General features: G+C 57.8%; 14 protein-coding genes. 9 read left to right on the top strand and 5 right to left on the bottom strand.

The genetic code is table 11. The annotated features are described in order from the left end of the window. Positions 1 to 98 precede the first annotated feature (98 nt). Positions 99 to 1,166 carry a phosphotransferase family protein gene (locus ACR9YP_RS34910; protein WP_474218062.1) on the bottom strand — a complete coding sequence of 356 codons (1,068 nt, stop codon included), beginning with the start codon at positions 1,164 to 1,166 and terminating at the stop codon, positions 99 to 101. Between the two features lie 87 nt (positions 1,167 to 1,253). Between ACR9YP_RS34910 and ACR9YP_RS34905 the strand changes: the two genes are divergently transcribed. Both ACR9YP_RS34905 and ACR9YP_RS34900 read left to right on the top strand, forming a co-directional pair. Beyond that, positions 1,254 to 2,006, top strand: a complete 753-nt coding sequence (locus tag ACR9YP_RS34905; RefSeq protein ID WP_474218060.1) for a TetR/AcrR family transcriptional regulator — start codon at positions 1,254 to 1,256, stop codon at positions 2,004 to 2,006. Between the two features lie 181 nt (positions 2,007 to 2,187). Then, a complete protein-coding gene (locus ACR9YP_RS34900) occupies positions 2,188 to 2,604 on the top strand; it encodes a CoA transferase (protein WP_474218059.1) in 417 nt (138 codons plus the stop codon). Here ACR9YP_RS34900 and ACR9YP_RS34895 read toward each other — a convergent pair. Further along, positions 2,601 to 3,349, bottom strand: a protein-coding gene (locus tag ACR9YP_RS34895; RefSeq protein WP_474217651.1) for an IS5 family transposase whose coding sequence is annotated in 2 segments (ribosomal slippage) — positions 2,601 to 3,019 and positions 3,019 to 3,349 — 750 coding nt in all. Because the reading frame shifts where the segments join, the coding sequence is not laid out codon by codon here. The two genes, ACR9YP_RS34900 and ACR9YP_RS34895, sit on opposite strands and share 4 nt — an antisense overlap. Positions 3,350 to 3,430: 81 nt before the next feature. Between ACR9YP_RS34895 and ACR9YP_RS34890 the strand changes: the two genes are divergently transcribed. The 3 genes from ACR9YP_RS34890 (at position 3,431) to ACR9YP_RS34880 (ending at position 6,963) form a co-directional block, all read left to right on the top strand. Next, positions 3,431 to 4,156 (top strand): CoA transferase, encoded by a 726-nt coding sequence (locus tag ACR9YP_RS34890; protein WP_474221164.1) that lies wholly within the window; start codon positions 3,431 to 3,433, stop codon positions 4,154 to 4,156. A 198-nt stretch (positions 4,157 to 4,354) separates the two neighbouring features. Further along, complete coding sequence (locus ACR9YP_RS34885; protein WP_474218058.1) at positions 4,355 to 5,125, top strand: SDR family NAD(P)-dependent oxidoreductase; 771 nt, start codon at positions 4,355 to 4,357, stop codon at positions 5,123 to 5,125. 584 nt (positions 5,126 to 5,709) lie between these two features. Beyond that, a complete protein-coding gene (locus ACR9YP_RS34880; protein ID WP_474218057.1) occupies positions 5,710 to 6,963 on the top strand; it encodes a cytochrome P450 in 1,254 nt (417 codons plus the stop codon). A gap of 93 nt (positions 6,964 to 7,056) precedes the next feature. On the opposite strand, the gene ACR9YP_RS34875 is transcribed toward ACR9YP_RS34880, so the two are convergent. Then, a complete protein-coding gene (locus tag ACR9YP_RS34875; RefSeq protein ID WP_474218056.1) occupies positions 7,057 to 7,920 on the bottom strand; it encodes an SMP-30/gluconolactonase/LRE family protein in 864 nt (287 codons plus the stop codon). A 105-nt stretch (positions 7,921 to 8,025) separates the two neighbouring features. Then, the gene (locus tag ACR9YP_RS34870; protein ID WP_474218055.1) at positions 8,026 to 8,799 is read right to left on the bottom strand and encodes an SDR family NAD(P)-dependent oxidoreductase; all 774 of its coding nucleotides are present in this window, start codon (positions 8,797 to 8,799) and stop codon (positions 8,026 to 8,028) included. A 406-nt stretch (positions 8,800 to 9,205) separates the two neighbouring features. Here ACR9YP_RS34870 and ACR9YP_RS34865 point away from each other — a divergent pair, with 406 nt between their 5' ends. Beyond that, on the top strand, positions 9,206 to 10,414 hold the full coding sequence (locus ACR9YP_RS34865; protein WP_474218054.1) for an acetyl-CoA C-acetyltransferase: 1,209 nt from the start codon (positions 9,206 to 9,208) through the stop codon (positions 10,412 to 10,414). A 13-nt stretch (positions 10,415 to 10,427) separates the two neighbouring features. Next, positions 10,428 to 12,569 (top strand): 3-hydroxyacyl-CoA dehydrogenase NAD-binding domain-containing protein, encoded by a 2,142-nt coding sequence (locus tag ACR9YP_RS34860; RefSeq protein ID WP_474218053.1) that lies wholly within the window; start codon positions 10,428 to 10,430, stop codon positions 12,567 to 12,569. 723 nt (positions 12,570 to 13,292) lie between these two features. On the opposite strand, the gene ACR9YP_RS34855 is transcribed toward ACR9YP_RS34860, so the two are convergent. After that, entirely contained in the window at positions 13,293 to 13,778 is a 486-nt protein-coding gene (locus ACR9YP_RS34855; protein WP_474218052.1) for a MarR family winged helix-turn-helix transcriptional regulator, read from the bottom strand. A gap of 338 nt (positions 13,779 to 14,116) precedes the next feature. On the opposite strand from ACR9YP_RS34855, the gene ACR9YP_RS34850 reads away from it, so the two are divergent. Both ACR9YP_RS34850 and ACR9YP_RS34845 read left to right on the top strand, forming a co-directional pair. Then, positions 14,117 to 15,103: an MBL fold metallo-hydrolase gene (locus tag ACR9YP_RS34850; protein WP_474218051.1), complete on the top strand. Its 987-nt coding sequence runs from the start codon at positions 14,117 to 14,119 to the stop codon at positions 15,101 to 15,103. Between the two features lie 385 nt (positions 15,104 to 15,488). Continuing rightward, on the top strand, positions 15,489 to 16,949 hold the full coding sequence (locus ACR9YP_RS34845; RefSeq protein ID WP_474218049.1) for a porin: 1,461 nt from the start codon (positions 15,489 to 15,491) through the stop codon (positions 16,947 to 16,949). Positions 16,950 to 16,955: the final 6 nt, after the last annotated feature.

Here is a 16,955-nt window from a genome sequence, read left to right as displayed (position 1 = left end):
ACGGCCAGCGTTGCACGCTTGCGCCGGACAGCCAAATCTGACGACGTGGGCTGCTTCGTTTGCTGTGTCAGTCGTCGGGTGAGCCAACGCCATCGCGATCAAGCTATTCCGCAAAGTCCTCCCGCGCGCTGGAGTAGGCCTACGGCCTTTCCATGAAGCATCTCGCCTGTTGCCCTATTCGCGCGTCCAGAACAAGCCCGCGCAAAGGTGCCTTCCAGAACGATTCCAAGCTTGAAGCAGGCCAATACGACATACCAATCTATGGCAGAAAGATCGCGCTCACTGCGCGAACGATAGTGAGCGATAAGTTCTTTGCTATCGGGCAGGCCGCGCCATGCGGCTTCATGCTTGCTCACTGGATTGTCATTTTCGGGTCGAACCGCAACCATCCAGCCGAGATCTAGTAGAGGATCGCCGATCGTCGTCATTTCCCAGTCGATGATCGCGGACAGCTCAGCGCTGTCGCGCCTAAACATCACGTTTGATAAGTGGTAGTCGCCGTGCATAATCCCTGGAACGAAGTTAGAGGGAAGATTTCTCTCAAGCCAGTTCGCAATGTGGTCGACGTTCGGCAGGCTTCCTCCCGGCCAGCCCTCGAATTTCGCGTATGAGTCGAGTTGCCCGAGCCAACGTGGAACTTGACGCTGCAAAAAACCGTCAGGGCGTCCAAGCCCTTTCAGGCCGACGTTCTCGTAATCTACGGAGGACAAGGCAACTATGCCATCGACTAACGAGAAGCCCATCTGACGTCGAATGCTCGCGTTGTTCGCATGAAGATCCGGCATCGATACGGCGGCGTTGAACCCGTCCACGAGCGCCATGAGATAGAATATGTTTCCAAGGACCGTCGCATCTTCGCATCCGCAGAGCAGCCGTGGATGTGGTACTTCGGTCTGAGCAAGCGCACTCAAAACTTGGATTTCTTTCCGCATCGTAGTGCCGCCGTTTGCCATCCCATGGATAGGCGGCATGCGAAGCACAAATCGATCACCCGCACGGTCAAACGCCAGCATGAGATTTTGCGTGCCTCCGGCCAGACTCCGAACGTTACTGATGGCACCGGAACCCAATCCTTGCGAGTCCATCCATTCAGCCAGAACGACGAGATCGACCGGAACGCCCCGACTAGTATCGCTGTCGTTTCTTTCCGATAATGTGCCGGTCATAGGTGCCTCCGCTTCAAGCGCTTGGGCCAATGGGTAGTACACTGTACTGAAATTTGGGAGGCAAAAATTAAGCGGCTAGAAAGAAAAATGATTAGTCCCAAGTCGCTGCCGGCCCGTGAACGAATAAAGCGGGCTGCGCGGCGGTTGTTCGTTGAGCAGGGCTTTGAGCATGTCTCGGTCCGAAAGATCTTGGCAGCGGCCGGTCAGCGTCATGTTGGCGGCATAGGCTATTATTTTTCGTCGAAAGAGGCCTTGCTCGAAGAAATTCTGGCCGACGGCGCCCGGGTGATCGACGAGCGCCGACAGGCAGGCCTTGCCGTACTCGAGGCCGGTGGGCGAACCCCTACACTGCGTGAGGTCATAGAGCTTATCGTTTACTCCTGTATCAACGCAGAGGGCGAAGTTAACGAAGACGGCCAAACCTACGCGCGCTTCTTTGCGGAAGTGGCTGCGAGCCATCGTAAAGTCTACGCAAAGGTCATTTCGGGCCAGCTGGATGTCGGCTACAAGGGGTGCTTGGCGCACATACGCCGAATTCGCCCCGACCTTCCCCGCGACCTGCTCAACGAGCGCGTGCTCTGTATGATGCAGATGATCGGCTACAGCATTTCAGCAAGGGAGCGCGCAGCCGAGATTTCTCCCGACCCGATTGTCGAGCGCGCACGCAAGATTTGGCGATCGCCAACCATCGTAGAAACGCTGATCGACGCTTGCGTGGCGGTGCTGCGTCCGCCTTACGATGCGGATCGGAAGCCGCTTTTCGTCGATGAGGGCAAAGAATCACGCTCTAGAGCGAAGCTGAAGACTGCGGGTGCCCGGCCAAGCAAGCGCCGCGGCTAGAAGGGGCGGCGTCTAACTTGCCACAATTGTGCAGCGCTCGCGCACCGGAGCTTGATTGAAGTAGTACAGTGTACTAGACCTAACGTGGCGGATTGCCGTTGAGCGGCCGACCGACGGCCGAGCTACGGCAACTGCGGCACTGATCATTGAAGCCGCGAAATCAAAAGTAGGAGTCGACGAATTGTCTGGTCCTCTTTCGGGTCTTCGGATCATCGAATTCGGCGGGGTCGGGCCGGCCCCGTTTTGCGGTATGATGCTCGCAGATCATGGCGCAGAAGTTGTTCGCATCGAGCGGCCTGGGGCAAAGTTCGACCGCTTCGATGTACTTGCGCGCTCGCGTCGAACGATGTGCGTGGATATCAGGCGGCCCGCGGGGTTGGAATTAGTTCTAGAGCTCTGTCGGCAAGCCAATGGCCTTATCGAGGGGTACCGTCCCGGCGTCATGGAGAGACTGGGGCTTGGGCCAGGCACTCTCCTCAAGAGCAATCCGAAACTGGTTTACGGCAGGATGACCGGCTGGGGCCAATCGGGGCCGATGTCCGGCGCAGCCGGACACGACATCAATTATATCGGACTAAGGCCTGTTTACAGTCGCTAGTTTGCGAGGAAAGCCGCGACGAGATTGAGGAGGCCGGCAAAGCAGGCGTCTGTCTTTTCGTAGCGAGTTGCGATGCGGCGGAATGCCTTGAGCTGGCAGAAGAAGTTCTCGACCAGGTGGCGCCATTTGTACATTTCGGCGTCGTGCGGGATGCGCCCGGCGCGGTCGGCCTTGGACGGGATGACCGCTGCGGCGCCGCGTTGGTTCAGATTGGCGCGCAGCCAGTTATTATCGAAGGCCTTGTCGCCGATCAGCGCTTCAAAATCGAGGCCAGTGATCAAAGGCTCGACGCCAATGCTGTCGTGACGCTGGCCGGGCAGCAGGGTGAAGCGAATGAGATTGCCGAGTGCGTCGACCAGAGCCATGATTTTGGTAGTCAGGCCACCACGCGAGCGGCCTATGGCCTGATTTTGAGTCCCCCTTTTGCCCCGGTGCCATGTTGGTGGACCCGGACGAGTGTGCCGTCGATCAGGACATATTCGAAATCGGGATCGTCACAGAGAGCTTTGAAGACCCGCTCCCAGACCCCCTTCTGCGCCCAGCGCCAGAAGCGCGTATACACTGTGAACCACTTGCCGAACGCTTCCGGCAGATCTCGCCACGGCGAGCCCGTGCGCGCAATCCAAAGAACTGCTTCGATAAAGAGCCGGTTGTTACGCCCGGTGCCGCCGGGATCACCGGCTTTGCCAGACAATTCCGGCGCAATCCGCTCCCACTGCGCATCGCTCAACATCAATCGAATCAAGGCTGATCTCCAATTTTCAGCCTTGAATCAATTTTCTACTGATTTGGGAATCCTGTCTGTAAACAGGCCTTAACCGGTGTTCTGCATTCCATCGGAAATCCCGGTCAAAAGCCTGTAGTTCCGGTCAACTACATAGGAGATTTCGGCGGAGGCGGAATGCTGCTGGCCTTCGGCATGTTGGCTGCACTGCTTGCGGCTGACAGGACTGGGCGTGGGCAGGTGGTTGATGCGGCAATGACAGACGGCTCGGCCCTCCTGTCGTCAATAATCTGGCAATTTCGCGGAAGTGGTCGATGGAACGATGAGCAGGGCACCAATCTACTGGACGGTGGTGCGCCCTTCTACGGTACCTACGAATGTTCAGACGGCAAATTCGTCGCGATCGGTGCCATCGAGCGTCAGTTCTATCAGCTTTTGCTTGAAAAGCTCGGGTTGGCTGACGATACAGATTTGAATGCACAAATGGATAGATCGTGCTGGGCTAGTCTCAGATCAAGAATGGAGGCTGTCTTTCTTACGAGGACGCGCGATGCATGGTGCGAACTCTTGGAGGGCGCAGACGTTTGCTTTGCCCCAATACTTACAATCAGCGAAGCGCCTGATCATCCGCACAATGTCGCCAGGAAGACGTTTGTGAGGGTTGAAGGTCAGCTTCAGCCCGCGCCGGCTCCGCGTTTCTCCGATGGAAACATCAAGACACCGACTGCGGCGAAAGACCCCTTGCTGGAAACTGATTCTACTCTTGCCAGTCTTGGGTTTGGCGCTTCCCGGATCGAAACGCTGCGAGCGGCAGGCGCCATAAGATGAGTTGCAGAAACTCAACAGGCCTTCCGCCAAACGGAGAGAAGGGGCCCCCGTCGTGCCAATCCCTTTGTATCCGGTGGAACTTAACCTGGAGCTCAGGGCCGAAAGTATGCAGCGGGCCTTTGCAGCGCCGCCGCCGTGCAAGCCACCTCAATTCACGCCTAGCCAACCTGGCCCGACGTAATTTCGATGGGAAGATCCATGCAAGAGTTGTTTGATCTCAAGGACAAAGTCGCAGTTATCACTGGTTCGTCGCGCGGGATCGGCCGAGCGATTGCAGAGCGGATGGCTGAGCACGGCGCCACGGTCGTGGTGTCCTCGCGAAAACTGCCGCCATGCGAAGAGGTTGCCGCCGCGATCAACACCAAGTTTGGAGCGGGAAGGGCGATTTCGATCGCATGCAATATTTCGAATAAGGACGACTTGAAGAACCTTGTCGACCAAACGACGGAGCGGTTAGGAAAGATCGACATATTGGTATGCAATGCGGCCTCGAATCCATACTACGGTCCGCTCGCCGGAATTGGCGACGACCAATTCCGGAAGATTCTTGAGAACAATATCATTGCGAACAATTGGTTGATCAGCTTCGCAGTGCCTCAGATGATAGAGCGGTTGGATGGTTCGATCATTATCATATCTTCAGTCGGTGGAGTTAAAGGATCACCTATGATCGGTGCTTACTGCATCTCCAAGGCGGCCGATCTGCAGCTGGCCCGCAACCTGGCGGTCGAGTACGGAAGACACAACATCCGAGTAAATTGCATTGCTCCAGGACTTATCAAAACGGATTTCGCTAAGGCGGTTTGGGACGATCCGGAAGCCCTAAAGAGGAGTGAGGCGCGTTCACCCATGGGGCGTATCGGGACGCCGGATGAGGTCGCAGGCGCTGCCATCTTCCTCGCTGCTAAGGCGGGTGCGTTCGTCAATGGTCAAAGCCTCATAATCGACGGCGGCGGAATAATAAGCTAGTGGATTGATCAAGCCGGTGATGAGCGCGCGGCCGCGTAAAGGTGAGATCGCCCTTCTAACTCGAGCTTCCGCACGGACACTCCGCTGTGGTGGCTAGATGATCTCGCGAGCACGCGACGACGAGCTAGGTCGCTTCGCTAGTGCCGTGTAAACGTGGGGCGAAAAACGCAAGTCAATCAACATACCACTCTGATAGGTTGCCGTCCGGATTCGCCTCACGTAATTTAAGCGAACGGAACGCCGCGAACGTCAAGACGCGCCGCAGACCGCTGCATGTCGCGTCTCGCTCTCCTGTGCCTTGCGTCACCGCGACAACAACCAGGAATGGTAGCGTGCCGACGCCGGCTTCCGGTTGGGTCGCTTCTTGTTGAAGCCGAAACGGTTGTGCAAGTGCATCAATTTAATGGTGCATTGATCGCAGCCAGGGCGCAACGGTTTCAAATACAAAACGCGTCTCAGCTCAGCGAAATACAATCTTAGACAATGACACGGAAACAGGCAGCTTAGAGGCTGTCTATAACAGCCAAGTCGACATGCGCGTCCGCTCTCGCGCCGTCAGAAAACTCGGCGTGGGGGATGAAGGCATGGATAGTAGCGTTGACAACGCCATTGTTGCGACAAGTACGTACGCCAACCAGGGCATGTATGACGAGCTGTTTCGAAACCTTCGGCGTGAAGCTCCCGTTCATTGGACCGAGCCGACCAATTACAGTCCTTTCTGGACGGTCAGCAAGTACGACGACATCATAGAAATCGAGCGCCAGAATCAACTTTTCATCAATGCTCCGCGCCTCATTCTTCAACGTACGGAGGACGAACAAGCAGTCAAAAGTGCCACAGGCGTGGCTGCCGCCGCTCGCACTCTGGTCAGTATGGACGAGCCGGAACATCGGACCTACCGCGCCCTTACTCAGGCATGGTTCATGCCGAAAAACCTGCAAAAACTCGAAGAAGGCTTGGCCGTTCTTGCGAAAGAGTTCGTGGACAAGATGGAGGCGGCTGGTGAAGGCTGCGATTTCGTCAAGGATATCGCGGTCTGGTTCCCCCTACGGGTGATTATGATGATCCTCGGAGTTCCTCGCGAGGATGACGCCTTGATGTTAAAGTTGACGCAAGAACTGTTTGGATCTTCGGATCCGGGGATAATGCGAGGACGTTCCAACGCGCAAGTTCGGTTGGATGCAGCGCGCCAGTTCGGGCAGTATTTCGACGGGTTGATGAAAAGTCGTCGCGAGCGGCCGTGCGACGATCTAACTACCGTGATTGCTAACAGTAGGATCTCGGGGGAGCCAATTGAGGCGGCTAACGCGATAGCATACTTTATCATCATTGCGACAGCTGGCCATGACACTACCAGTTCTACAACGTCTGGAGGACTTCTCGCGCTAATTCAGAACCCCGCTGAATTCGACAAGCTGAAGTCCGCGCCAACATTGCTCAGTAGCGCCATAGATGAAATGTTGCGCTGGGTTAGTCCTGTTAAGCATTTCTTCCGCACGGCGCAGCAGGACTACGTGTTGCGTGGTCGACAAATTCGGGCCGGCGATTCTCTCATGATGTGTTATCCGTCGGCAAATCGTGATGAAGCAATCTTCGAGGATCCATTCCTGTTTAAAGTGGACCGGTCACCCAACCGCCATCTGGCATTTGGGTATGGTGCGCATCTTTGTCTGGGCATGCACCTTGCAAAAATGGAAATGCGAGCTCTTTATCAGGAGTTGCTTCGGAGAATAGATACTATACGCCTTGACGGCAGTTTAGCGTGGACCGAGGCCAACTTTGTGGGCGGACTTGAGAAGCTTCCTATCGGCTACACAATGCGAAAACTGTCGGCGTAACCAATAGCCCTTCATTCTTGAGCCGCCGGCCATGAAGGTTGACGCCGCTCAGCATTCTTGGGGGCCAGGCGTGCGCTTTGCGAACGTATCGCCTCAGCTGTTGAGGCGCGTGTCTCGTCCGCCTGATCGCAATCTCAAGCCTGGCACGTCCACGGGCAAGGTTAACACAGTGCCGATGCCCGCTGCCGTTACAAACAGTGTTTTCATGTCATCACCTCCGAAACAACAATTGGTGGTCATGGTACCTTCCCCAAATTCTAAGCGCCGAATCGGCAAACCGTTCTTTGAGAAGATTTCCAAGCCGCCGGTCGCAGGCGTGCAAATCCAAAGATTGCCTTCGAGGTCGATCGCAAGCCCGTCTGGCCGCCCTTTCGCGAGCTGGCAAAACATCCCGTCCGACGTCAAATTGCCGTCCCACACTGAGAAACGTTCAACTAGACGGGTATGAGTGTGCGTCAGGAAGAGTTTCGAGCCATCAGCATTGAAGGCGAGACCGTTGGGGAAATAGCTTCCTTCGGCTATCACCTCGGCTCGTCCGGTGTTTATGTCGCCAGCTAAGAGTTTGCCTAGAATCGGCTCTAGAATTCCCTTCTCGGATTGCGGGTCGCTGAAGTACAATCGTCCGTCCGGGCCGAAGCAAATGTCATTCGGCGCGGTGCAATGTTCGGCGAACAACGGGCAGATCGTTGCAGCTTCGAAATCGATGCGCTGGATGCAAGCCGCCGTCTTGGCTGGCGCGCCGAATATCCCACCATTTTGCGCGACAAAAATCGAGTCATTGCCAAGTACCAAACCGTTCGGTCCGCCGCCGGTGGTGATCCTGCGAACCACCTGGCCTGTCGAGCCCAGCACATAGATGCACCCGTGAGAGATGGAGGTGACGAACAATTCGAATGGAGAGCGCCACGCCGGCCCCTCCACGAAGCCAAGTCCGCTTTGAAAGACTTCCGGTTTCATCCGTTTGTACTACCTCGGCCTCGAGAGGGTGGTTCGACTAGAAGTAACGTTCAGAATGATCGTGCTCGACCAAGTTCACTTGTCTTCCAGGAGGTGCGGGCCAGATTACAAGCTAACGTGAAACCCGCCATTTACACCGATGTGCTGGCCCGTTGTGTAGGAGGATGCATCGGAGAGGAGAAATATTACCGTTCGAACAACTTCCTCGGGCGAAGACCAGCGCCCTAGTGGTATCTGCGCCAACATGCCGTCGCGAAATCGTTCTCCGCGTATCACCTCGGTCATTGGCGTTTCCACCACGCCGAAGCAGACGGAGTTTGTTCGAATGTTGAATTTGCCCCATTCTCGGGCAGCGGTCATCGTCATGGCGAGCAGACCGGCCTTTGCTGCGGCGTAGTTGATCTGCCCGACGGAACCCTTGCGACCGGCATCCGACGAAATATTAACGATAGCTCCTCCCGCGTCGTCGCCGGTTTTGGCACGATCAATCATGTGCCTGCCAACGGCCTGTAGCCAATAGAATGACCCGGTGAGGTGTACATCGATAACGTCGTGCCACTGTTTCGCAGACATTTTCTCGATCATCGCTGGTCGAGTGATTCCTGCATTGTTGACCAGCCCATGAACGGCGCCGAAGCGTTCAACGGCATCATCTATAGTTCGTGATGCCAAGTTTGCTTCGGTAACGCTACCGACCACCCTCATCACGCGTGCCGAAGCGAGAGGTTTCAGTGCGTCGTCCAGCAAGGAACCGTTGATATCAACTGCCACTACTTGGGCGCCGAGGGTGACAGCAAGCTCAGTGATCGCTTTGCCGATCCCTTGTCCAGCACCGGTAACGACAATTGTACGGCCATCGAGCCTGACCAACTCCTCCATTAGACATTTCCTCGTTCTGCCCATGACGGGCGTTGGGCGTTCTCTCAGCGGCGAGAACTGTTCGTATCGATGCAAGTTCGACACTAATCCTTCGCGTAACGCCGCTCTTGGTCGGCAGATTTGGAAAACGAAGACAACTCGTCCAATACTTTCTGCGTTTGGCGTGAGACCAAAACGTTGATGGCGCCGGCATCTGGATTTTAGTTAGAGTGTGGAGATGGGAATCGCAGTTTTGCGGAGCTTGACGTCTAAGCAGGGTCGAGCACGTCTTAGCTTGCCGGTGAGGCGGCTTGGATCGAGGGGAGCGTGGTGAGCGGTCTAAAGCACCTGCCGATCCGATACGCGATGCGAAGGTGAGCGGCGCAGTATGGTCGCGCATGATTGAACGTCACAAGGGGAACTGGTGATGACCGAAGCGATCATCTTTGACGCAATCCGCACACCTCGCGGCAAGGGACGGCACGACGGCGCGCTCTACGAGGTCGGGCCGGTGCAGCTGCTGGCCGGCCTCATGCACGAGCTCGAGCGACGCATGCATTTCGACACAGCCGAGATCAACGACGTCCTGATCGGCTGCGTGCAGTCGTATGGAGAGCAGGGAGGCGTCATCGCCAAGACGGCTGCGCTCGCAGCAGGATGGGATTGGCAAGGACCTGGGTTGCAGCTCAACCGATACTGCGGCTCGGGCCTGGACGCGGCGAACCTTGCGGCGCAGAAGGTCCGCTCAGGGTGGGATGAGCTGGTTGTGGCGGGCGGTGTCGAATCGATGTCGCGCATGGGCATCGGCACGGCACCGAGCGTGCGTGACCATCAGCCGCGGCTGTCGTTCGAGCTGAAGATGATTCCGCAGGGCGTAAGTGCCGATCTGCTGGCGACGCAGGACGGCCACACGCGAGAGGATGTCGATGGGTACGCGCTGCGTTCGCAGCGCCTGGCAGCTCAGGCGCGCGACGAAGGGCACTTCGACCGATCTCTCGTCCCGGTGCGCGATATCAACGGCATCATCCTGCTTGCGGCGGACGAGGCGATCAGGGCTGACGCGACCGTGGAAGGCTTGGCGAAGCTCAAACCGTCATTTGCTGAGATGGGCGAATTCGGCGGTTTCGATGCGATCGCGCAGTCGAAATATCCTCACCTCGACGAGATCAGGCACGTTCATACGGCTGGAAATTCCTCGGGAATTGTCGACGGTGCCGCTCTCATTCTGGTCGGCAGCCCTGAAAAGGGACGCGCTCTCGGCCTGAAGCCACGTGCGCGGATCATCGCCACTGCCGCGCTTGGCGTCGAGCCGACGATCATGTTGACCGGGCCTGCCCCGGTCACGCAAGCCGCGCTCGGCAAGGCGGGCCTCAGCTTCGACGACATCGATCTCTACGAGGTCAACGAGGCCTTTGCCAGCGTCGTATTGCGCTTCATTGACGAAACGAAGGTCCCGCTCGAGAGGGTGAACGTCAACGGTGGAGCGATTGCTCTCGGGCATCCCCTGGGAGCAACCGGCTGCATGTTGCTCGGAACGCTGCTTGACGAACTCGAGCGCCGACAGCTCAGGCGCGGCGTCGTCACGTTGTGCGCGGCCGACGGCATGGGCGTCGCAACTGTCATTGAACGCGTTTGATCGGGGACCCGGAATGACCGCCATCGCTTATGCCAAGGATGATCAAGGCATCGTCACGCTGACCATGGACATGCCGGGCGAGGCCGCCAACACCATGACGGAGGCGTTCCGTGACGCTTACCGCGCGGCTGTGGAGCGCATCGAACAGGATCGCGAGAGTATCATCGGGGTCATCCTCACCTCGAACAAGCCGACCTTTTTTGCCGGCGGAGATCTCAAGAGTCTGCTCGCCGCAGATGATGCAGTCGCGCTGTTCGCGCGCGCCGAATTCGCCAAGGCGACCATGCGCCGGTTGGAGAAGCTGGGAAAGCCCATGGTCGCAGCCATCAGTGGTGCTGCGCTCGGCGGCGGCTTCGAGCTCGCTCTCGCGTGTCATGCGCGCTTCGCCATCAATGACGGAGGCCTCCAGCTCGGGCTTCCGGAGACCAGCCTCGGGCTAATTCCGGGGGCCGGAGGCATCGTGCGGCTGGTCCGCATGCTGGGGCTCGAGGCTGCGATGCCGCTCATTCTCGACGGGGCGGTTTTCGGTCCGCAGCGCGCCCTTGAACTGAAATTGTTGAGCGGCCTCGCGCGCGACAAGAATGAACTTCTCGCGAAGGCACGCAGCTGGATACTGGAGAATCCCGAGGCCTTCCAACCTTGGGATCGTAAAGGGTTTCGCATTCCAGGATCGACGCCTACGGCCGCGGCGCCGCTGGCCTGGCTGCGAACCGCACCCATGCTGCTGATGACGAAGAACCGCCAGCGTTATCCAGCCCTGGAAGCCGCGATGTCGGCGGCGGTCGAAAGCGCAATCGTTGATTTCGACACGGCATCCCGGATTGAGAGCCGTTACCTGGCGAAGGTCGCGGTTGGTGGCGTCGCCAAGAACATGATCCGGACCTTCTTCTTCCAGATGAACGACGTCAAGGCAGGCAAGAGCAGGCCGGAGGGCATTCCCGGCGCGAGCTTCGGACGAATCGGCGTGTTGGGGGCCGGACTGATGGGCCGCGGCATCGCCCAAGTTGCCGCCCAGCGTGGTATTGCCGTCGTCCTTAAGGATGTGACGCACGAGCGGGCGGATCAAGCCAAATCAAAAGTCGCCGATGTTCTGCAAAAGCAGGTTGAGAAGGGTCGGCTATCGGCCGACCGGATGAGCGCCGTACTTGCCTTGATTACGCCGACGGGAACGACGAGCGATCTGGCGGGATCGGAATTGATCATCGAGGCCGTGTTCGAGGACCGTGAACTCAAGCGAAGCGTGACTCAGGAGGCCGAGCGATATCTGGCGTGCGGAGGCATCCTGGGGTCCAATACATCGACGCTGCCCATCAGCGGTCTCGCGCAAGCTTCGGCCAGTCCCGCAAACTACATCGGCCTGCATTTCTTTTCCCCAGTCGATCGGATGCCGCTCGTCGAAATCGTCAGGGGAGCCCGGACGTCGGCGGAGACCTTGGCCCGCGCCTATGACTTCGTGCGGCAGATTAAGAAGACGCCGATCGTGGTCAATGATAGCCGCGGCTTCTTCACCAGCCGCGTGTTCGGAACTTTCACGCGCGAAGCCGGCGCCATGCTTGCCGAGGGCGTCGATGCCGGGACAATCGAAAACGCAGCGATCTGGGCCGGGATGCCCGTCGGCCCTCTCGCGGTCATGGATGAGACATCACTTGCGCTGGCCTGGAGCGTTCGCCTTCAGACGATTGCCGACCTCGAGGCCGAGGGGCGGCCGACGACGCACCATCCGCATTGGGCCGTCGTCGACAGGATGGTCAACGTGTTGAAGCGGCCGGGGCGGGCCGGTGGCGGCGGCTTCTATGAATATCCTGCCGGTGGGAAGAAGCGAATCTGGTCCGGCTTGCGTCGTGAATTTCCACCGAGCTCGAGGCAGCCTCCTTTGCAGGAATTGTCCGACCGCTTCCTCCATATCCAGGCCATCGAAGCTGTGCGCTGTCTCGAGGAGAACGTCGTCGAGTCCTCGCGTGATGCGAATATCGGCGCGGTGCTCGGCATCGGCTATCCCAGATGGACCGGTGGACCTCTTCAGTACATCGACATGATCGGCGCGAAAAACTTCGCACGACGCGCCTCTGAGCTGGCGGCGAAATGCGGCGACCGCTTTCTGCCGCCGCGCATGCTGGTGCAGATGGCCGACGGTGACGGCCGGTTCTGCGCCTGAAGGGGCGGCCGGGCGCTGAACCCGCCTGGATTCGTAATCGAATTGACTCTCGTCGGGACGAAACTCCCGTTTCCGGCCGTAGCTCAAGTGGTGGGTTTTGGTCTAGCAAGGTCGGAAACGCGTTGTCTTTCAATGGGGATTGACCGACATTCTCTCCGCCATCGCGTTGTTTTCCAGCGTATCGGACCGCTTCGACGGCCGGGGTTAATCGCTGGGGCGCGCGAGCCCGACATTGCAGCGAATCCACCGATGTTTTCTCCTAGTCACCGCGCAAGCCGTAGCTTGTGAGCGTAGGTTCGGAGGAGAGATCAAACGATCGAAGCGCGGGCAAAGCTCATGCCGATCGAGGTTGAAATGCAGAAAAGGAAATGTCGCCAATTAGTTAGATCGCAACCTGAACCGAATGTCGGTATCAGTGGTTGCGCCTCCAGGATTTGAACCTACTCAGGGATCATTTCAAAGCTGGCGATGGATTGCGTACCAACGGCGGCTTTTGACGGACTGCCAAGGGTCCACGTCGGGAGTTAGACTGCGCTCCGGTAGGAAAATTGGGCTTCCGAAATAGTGGGTCTAGCAATGTAGCGGACCCTCGCTGCCAATCGTACGATTTTGTGCGCCAGACTACGATTTTCCACTCTCAGGCAAGCCCGACGGGCAGCTGGAGAAGGTTGCACCACCAATGCGATTTCAACTTCATCTCGGCGCAGCGCACCAATTCCGGAACTAGTCGACGGCATCGTCCGAGCCGCCCAGAGCAAGTTCTTGTTGAGTGAGCTCAGTGGCGCGCTCGGAGAGCTTCTTCAGCAGAAGGTCTAGAGCCTCCGCCTCCTGATCGCTCAGACAAGTCGCCAAGTCTACGTTGTACGATCTGGTTTTCGTTTGCGCCTGCTCGTACAGCGCGCGCCCGGCACTTGTCAGCGAGAGCACAAGCAGGCGCTTGTTGGTTTGCAGCCGGGTCTTGGCGATGATTCCACCTGCGACAAGTTTGGCGACGCCCCGGCTTGCAAGTTCCGGCTCGATGTCGGCGACGTGCGATAGCTCGCTCAAGCTCATGTCGGGATGTTGTGCGACGTAAGCTAGAATGCGCCAGTCTCGCCGGCTGATCCCCAATTCCCGCCGGAGCATGATTCCCGCACCGCGCGCCGCAAGTTTTCCCAAATTGTAGATACGGAACGCGATCAACTCGTCGATGCTTCTCGGATTCTTCATGACAAATGCGGCGTTCTGGCCAGTCGGGTTTGTTGGGGGGCGTTGATGAGGCGACATTTATGACCCTGCCGCGATTGGCAATCACCTTTGAACGGTAACCTGACGCGTCGACCGTCGCCAGCAATATTGTGCGACTGCAAACACGTTTGACTTGGTCAAGTGTTCAGACGGGCGATAGGGTCGCTGCGGGTCGAAACGTGTCCGCGACAAAAAGAACGACCTGCAGAAGCCGTGACCCGTGGGTCGAAGCGCCTCTGCTGAGGAGCGCGCTTCGAAACTTGACGGCACCCCAGAGGCATCGCCGGTCTCGAAACAACAAGAGTGGAATCAAGAATACCATGTTGAAGGCAGTCGCGTCGATCATTGCAGCCGGCACGCTGCTCTGGGCTCACGGTTCATCTGCGAACGAGATGAAGGTCACGCTGCTCGGAACGGGCACGCCGACGCCACGGATCGGAAGCTTCAGTGCGTCCACGCTGGTCGAGGCCGGGCCCGAAAAATTGCTTTTTGACATTGGTCGCGGTTCGACCATTCGCCTCTTTCAGAAGCGAATTCCGCTTGGTGCGATTACCGCTCATTTCATCACCCATCTGCACTCAGACCATATCGTCGGTCTGCCGGACCTCTGGTTGAGCGGCTGGATCGCGACGCCTTGGGCGTCACGAAAATCGCCGATGGTGCTCTTTGGGCCGACCGGAATCGTCGCTATGACGCAAAACCTGACCAAAGCGTTCTCCGAGGACATACGCATCCGCGAAGATGACGAACATCTGCCGCCGGAAGGTGTGGCGTTCGATGCCAAGGACATCCAGCCTGGCCTTGTTTACGAGAAAAACGGCGTGAAAGTGACCGCCATTGAAGTCAACCACGGCGAGAAGATCAAGCCGGCCTTCGGGTACGTGATTGAGTATGACGGCAAGAAGGTCGTCCTGTCCGGCGACACAAAATATGACGAACGAGTAGCAAATGCCGCAAAGGGGGCCGATCTGTTGATCCACGAGGTCGCCATCATCGAGCCCGAGCTTTCCAAGACTTATCCCTCCTACCGCGAAATCGAAGCACACCACAGCTCTCCAGAAGAGGTCGGGCGAATTTTCTCGTTGGCGAAACCGAAGCTGGCGGTTTACTCGCATATCGTGTTTGCAACGAAGACGCCTGTGCAGGACGTGCCGGAACAGGCGCTTGTTGAGCGGACGCGCGCGACATATCAGGGACCGATGGTGATTGGTCGCGATCTGATGTCCTTCGTCATCCGTGATGATGTCTCGGCGGTGGGGCCGAACGGCGAGCTGATCAAGCCGTTGCAAGAGCAAGGCGCGCGCTAAGCCGTGCACGCGGATTCCAGCAGCCCTTCGCGAACGCGTCGACATTTGCAATTTCGATGGCGTCTGATCCGTGCGTCGAACGCCTGGCGCAGGGATTCGCTTGTCGGGGCAGACGCGCAAGCGGAGTTTTTGCGTGGGGCCGCGGCACCTCGAACGGTCCGTGGCCCGTCTAGAGTCGCCGGCCGTCGCGATTGTGCAAGTGCAAACTCATTTGATTTGGTCAATCGAGATTGCGGCAAATACGTTCGCGATCGGGGCGCGGGTCGCTGATTCAAGAAGCAAGCGTTGGCCGCGAGAGACCGACGGGGGTCTATCTCCACATGTGTCGATACGTCGATGGCGCCCGTCGGTGCGACTTAAGACCGACTAAACAGGGGGAGTTTTTGTGAGAACAATCAACCGTTTTGCCGTGAGTTCAGCTGTCGGCTTGTTCACAGCCTGCGGGGCGCAAGCTGCCGACCTGCCTGTGAAAGCCAAAGCAGTCGAGTACGTGAAGATCTGCTCGACCTATGGAGCGGGTTTCTACTACATGCCGGGCACCGACACTTGCGTGAAAATAGGCGGGTATTCGCGGCAAGATGCGACGCTCAATGGCAATGGACCTTTCGAGAGCCCGTCATGGGTGGGCAATTCGGGCCAGGCGAATCGCCTTAGGAATTATTACGTTTTGAGAGCGCGCCAGAACATCAACATCGACACGCGTACTGCCACCGAATATGGCCTGGTCCGTACCTATTATGAGGGGACGTTTCAGTATACGACTGGCTCGGACGCCTCTAGCGGCGTATCGCTCGATTTGCCGAGGGCGTTCATTCAGTTCGCGGGATTCACGTTTGGAAGAACCGTCTCGCAATTTGACGCTCCGTGGAGTGGTTATCCAGGAAACATCGGGTCCTTCGTGCTCGGCGGATATGACGATCAGACTGGTATTAATCTAGCGGCTTACACTGCGGACTTCGGTAGTGGTGTAACGGCCTCCGTCTCGCTAGAGGATCAAGCCTCGTACCGCGCGTCGCAATTGGGCAATATGTCGGCTGAAACGCCAGCCCTCTACGCAACTGGCGTTCTCGGTGCGAACTCTTATGGAGGGACGCGGGTTCCGGACGTTATCGGCCAGCTTCGAGTTGACCAGCACTGGGGTCTGTTCCAGGCTTCGGTTGCTGCGCACGATAGTCACTCGGCCTACTACGGTCCTACAGAAACGTCAGGGCACCCAATCGACGCATGGGGCTGGGCCGGACAACTTGCGTTGTCGATAAAGCACATTCCGACGGGGCCGGGAGACACGATCAACGTGTCTGTTGGTATTGCGAACGGCGCAAGCCGCTACATTGTTAGCGGTGTTAGTGGAAACAGCTTCGCTATGTATGGCGGCACAAGCGTCCCAGGTGCATATCAGAGCATCGCCTTCGGAGCCGCCGGTGACGGCGTTTTCTCCGGGACGAGTGTTGCAACCGGCACCAGCATCTCGAAATCGGATCTTTGGGGCCTCCGTGGCGCCTATACCCATAACTGGAATCCGTTCTGGAATACGTCGATCTTCGGTGCGTATACATCACTTAACTGGGGATCGAGGGGGAGGGGGCTCATTTGCAATGCGGCTGTGATGGCTTCAATCGTCGGCACGTGCAACCCGAATTTCAATATTGCCCAGCTCGGCGCCACGACGCGATGGACACCTGTCACCGGACTAACCTTCTCGGCTGAGCTCATGTGGAGCCGTCTCGATCAGAACAATTCAGGCACCATCACTCTCCCCGCGATCGGGACCAAGCCTGCTGGAGTGTACGCGTTCAAAGATCAGAGCACGGTTGTCGGTGGCCTTCGCGTGCAGCGGAATTTCTGATCATAC

This window comes from Bradyrhizobium sp. BR14999 (assembly GCF_056106085.1).
Note: the sequence above shows the minus strand (reverse complement) of the source record. Positions and strands in the feature narration are given on the sequence as shown.

Excerpts from the sequence above, each read along its gene's own strand:
- ACR9YP_RS34870 (WP_474218055.1), bottom strand. The coding sequence starts at position 8,799 with ATGGAGGAGTTGGTCAGGCTCGATGGCCGTACAATTGTCGTTACCGGT.
- ACR9YP_RS34885 (WP_474218058.1), top strand. The coding sequence starts at position 4,355 with ATGCAAGAGTTGTTTGATCTCAAGGACAAAGTCGCAGTTATCACTGGT.
- ACR9YP_RS34910 (WP_474218062.1), bottom strand. The coding sequence starts at position 1,166 with ATGACCGGCACATTATCGGAAAGAAACGACAGCGATACTAGTCGGGGC.
- ACR9YP_RS34865 (WP_474218054.1), top strand. The coding sequence starts at position 9,206 with ATGACCGAAGCGATCATCTTTGACGCAATCCGCACACCTCGCGGCAAG.
- ACR9YP_RS34850 (WP_474218051.1), top strand. The coding sequence starts at position 14,117 with ATGTTGAAGGCAGTCGCGTCGATCATTGCAGCCGGCACGCTGCTCTGG.
- ACR9YP_RS34860 (WP_474218053.1), top strand. The coding sequence starts at position 10,428 with ATGACCGCCATCGCTTATGCCAAGGATGATCAAGGCATCGTCACGCTG.
- ACR9YP_RS34880 (WP_474218057.1), top strand. The coding sequence starts at position 5,710 with ATGGATAGTAGCGTTGACAACGCCATTGTTGCGACAAGTACGTACGCC.
- ACR9YP_RS34855 (WP_474218052.1), bottom strand. The coding sequence starts at position 13,778 with ATGAAGAATCCGAGAAGCATCGACGAGTTGATCGCGTTCCGTATCTAC.
- ACR9YP_RS34905 (WP_474218060.1), top strand. The coding sequence starts at position 1,254 with ATGATTAGTCCCAAGTCGCTGCCGGCCCGTGAACGAATAAAGCGGGCT.
- ACR9YP_RS34875 (WP_474218056.1), bottom strand. The coding sequence starts at position 7,920 with ATGAAACCGGAAGTCTTTCAAAGCGGACTTGGCTTCGTGGAGGGGCCG.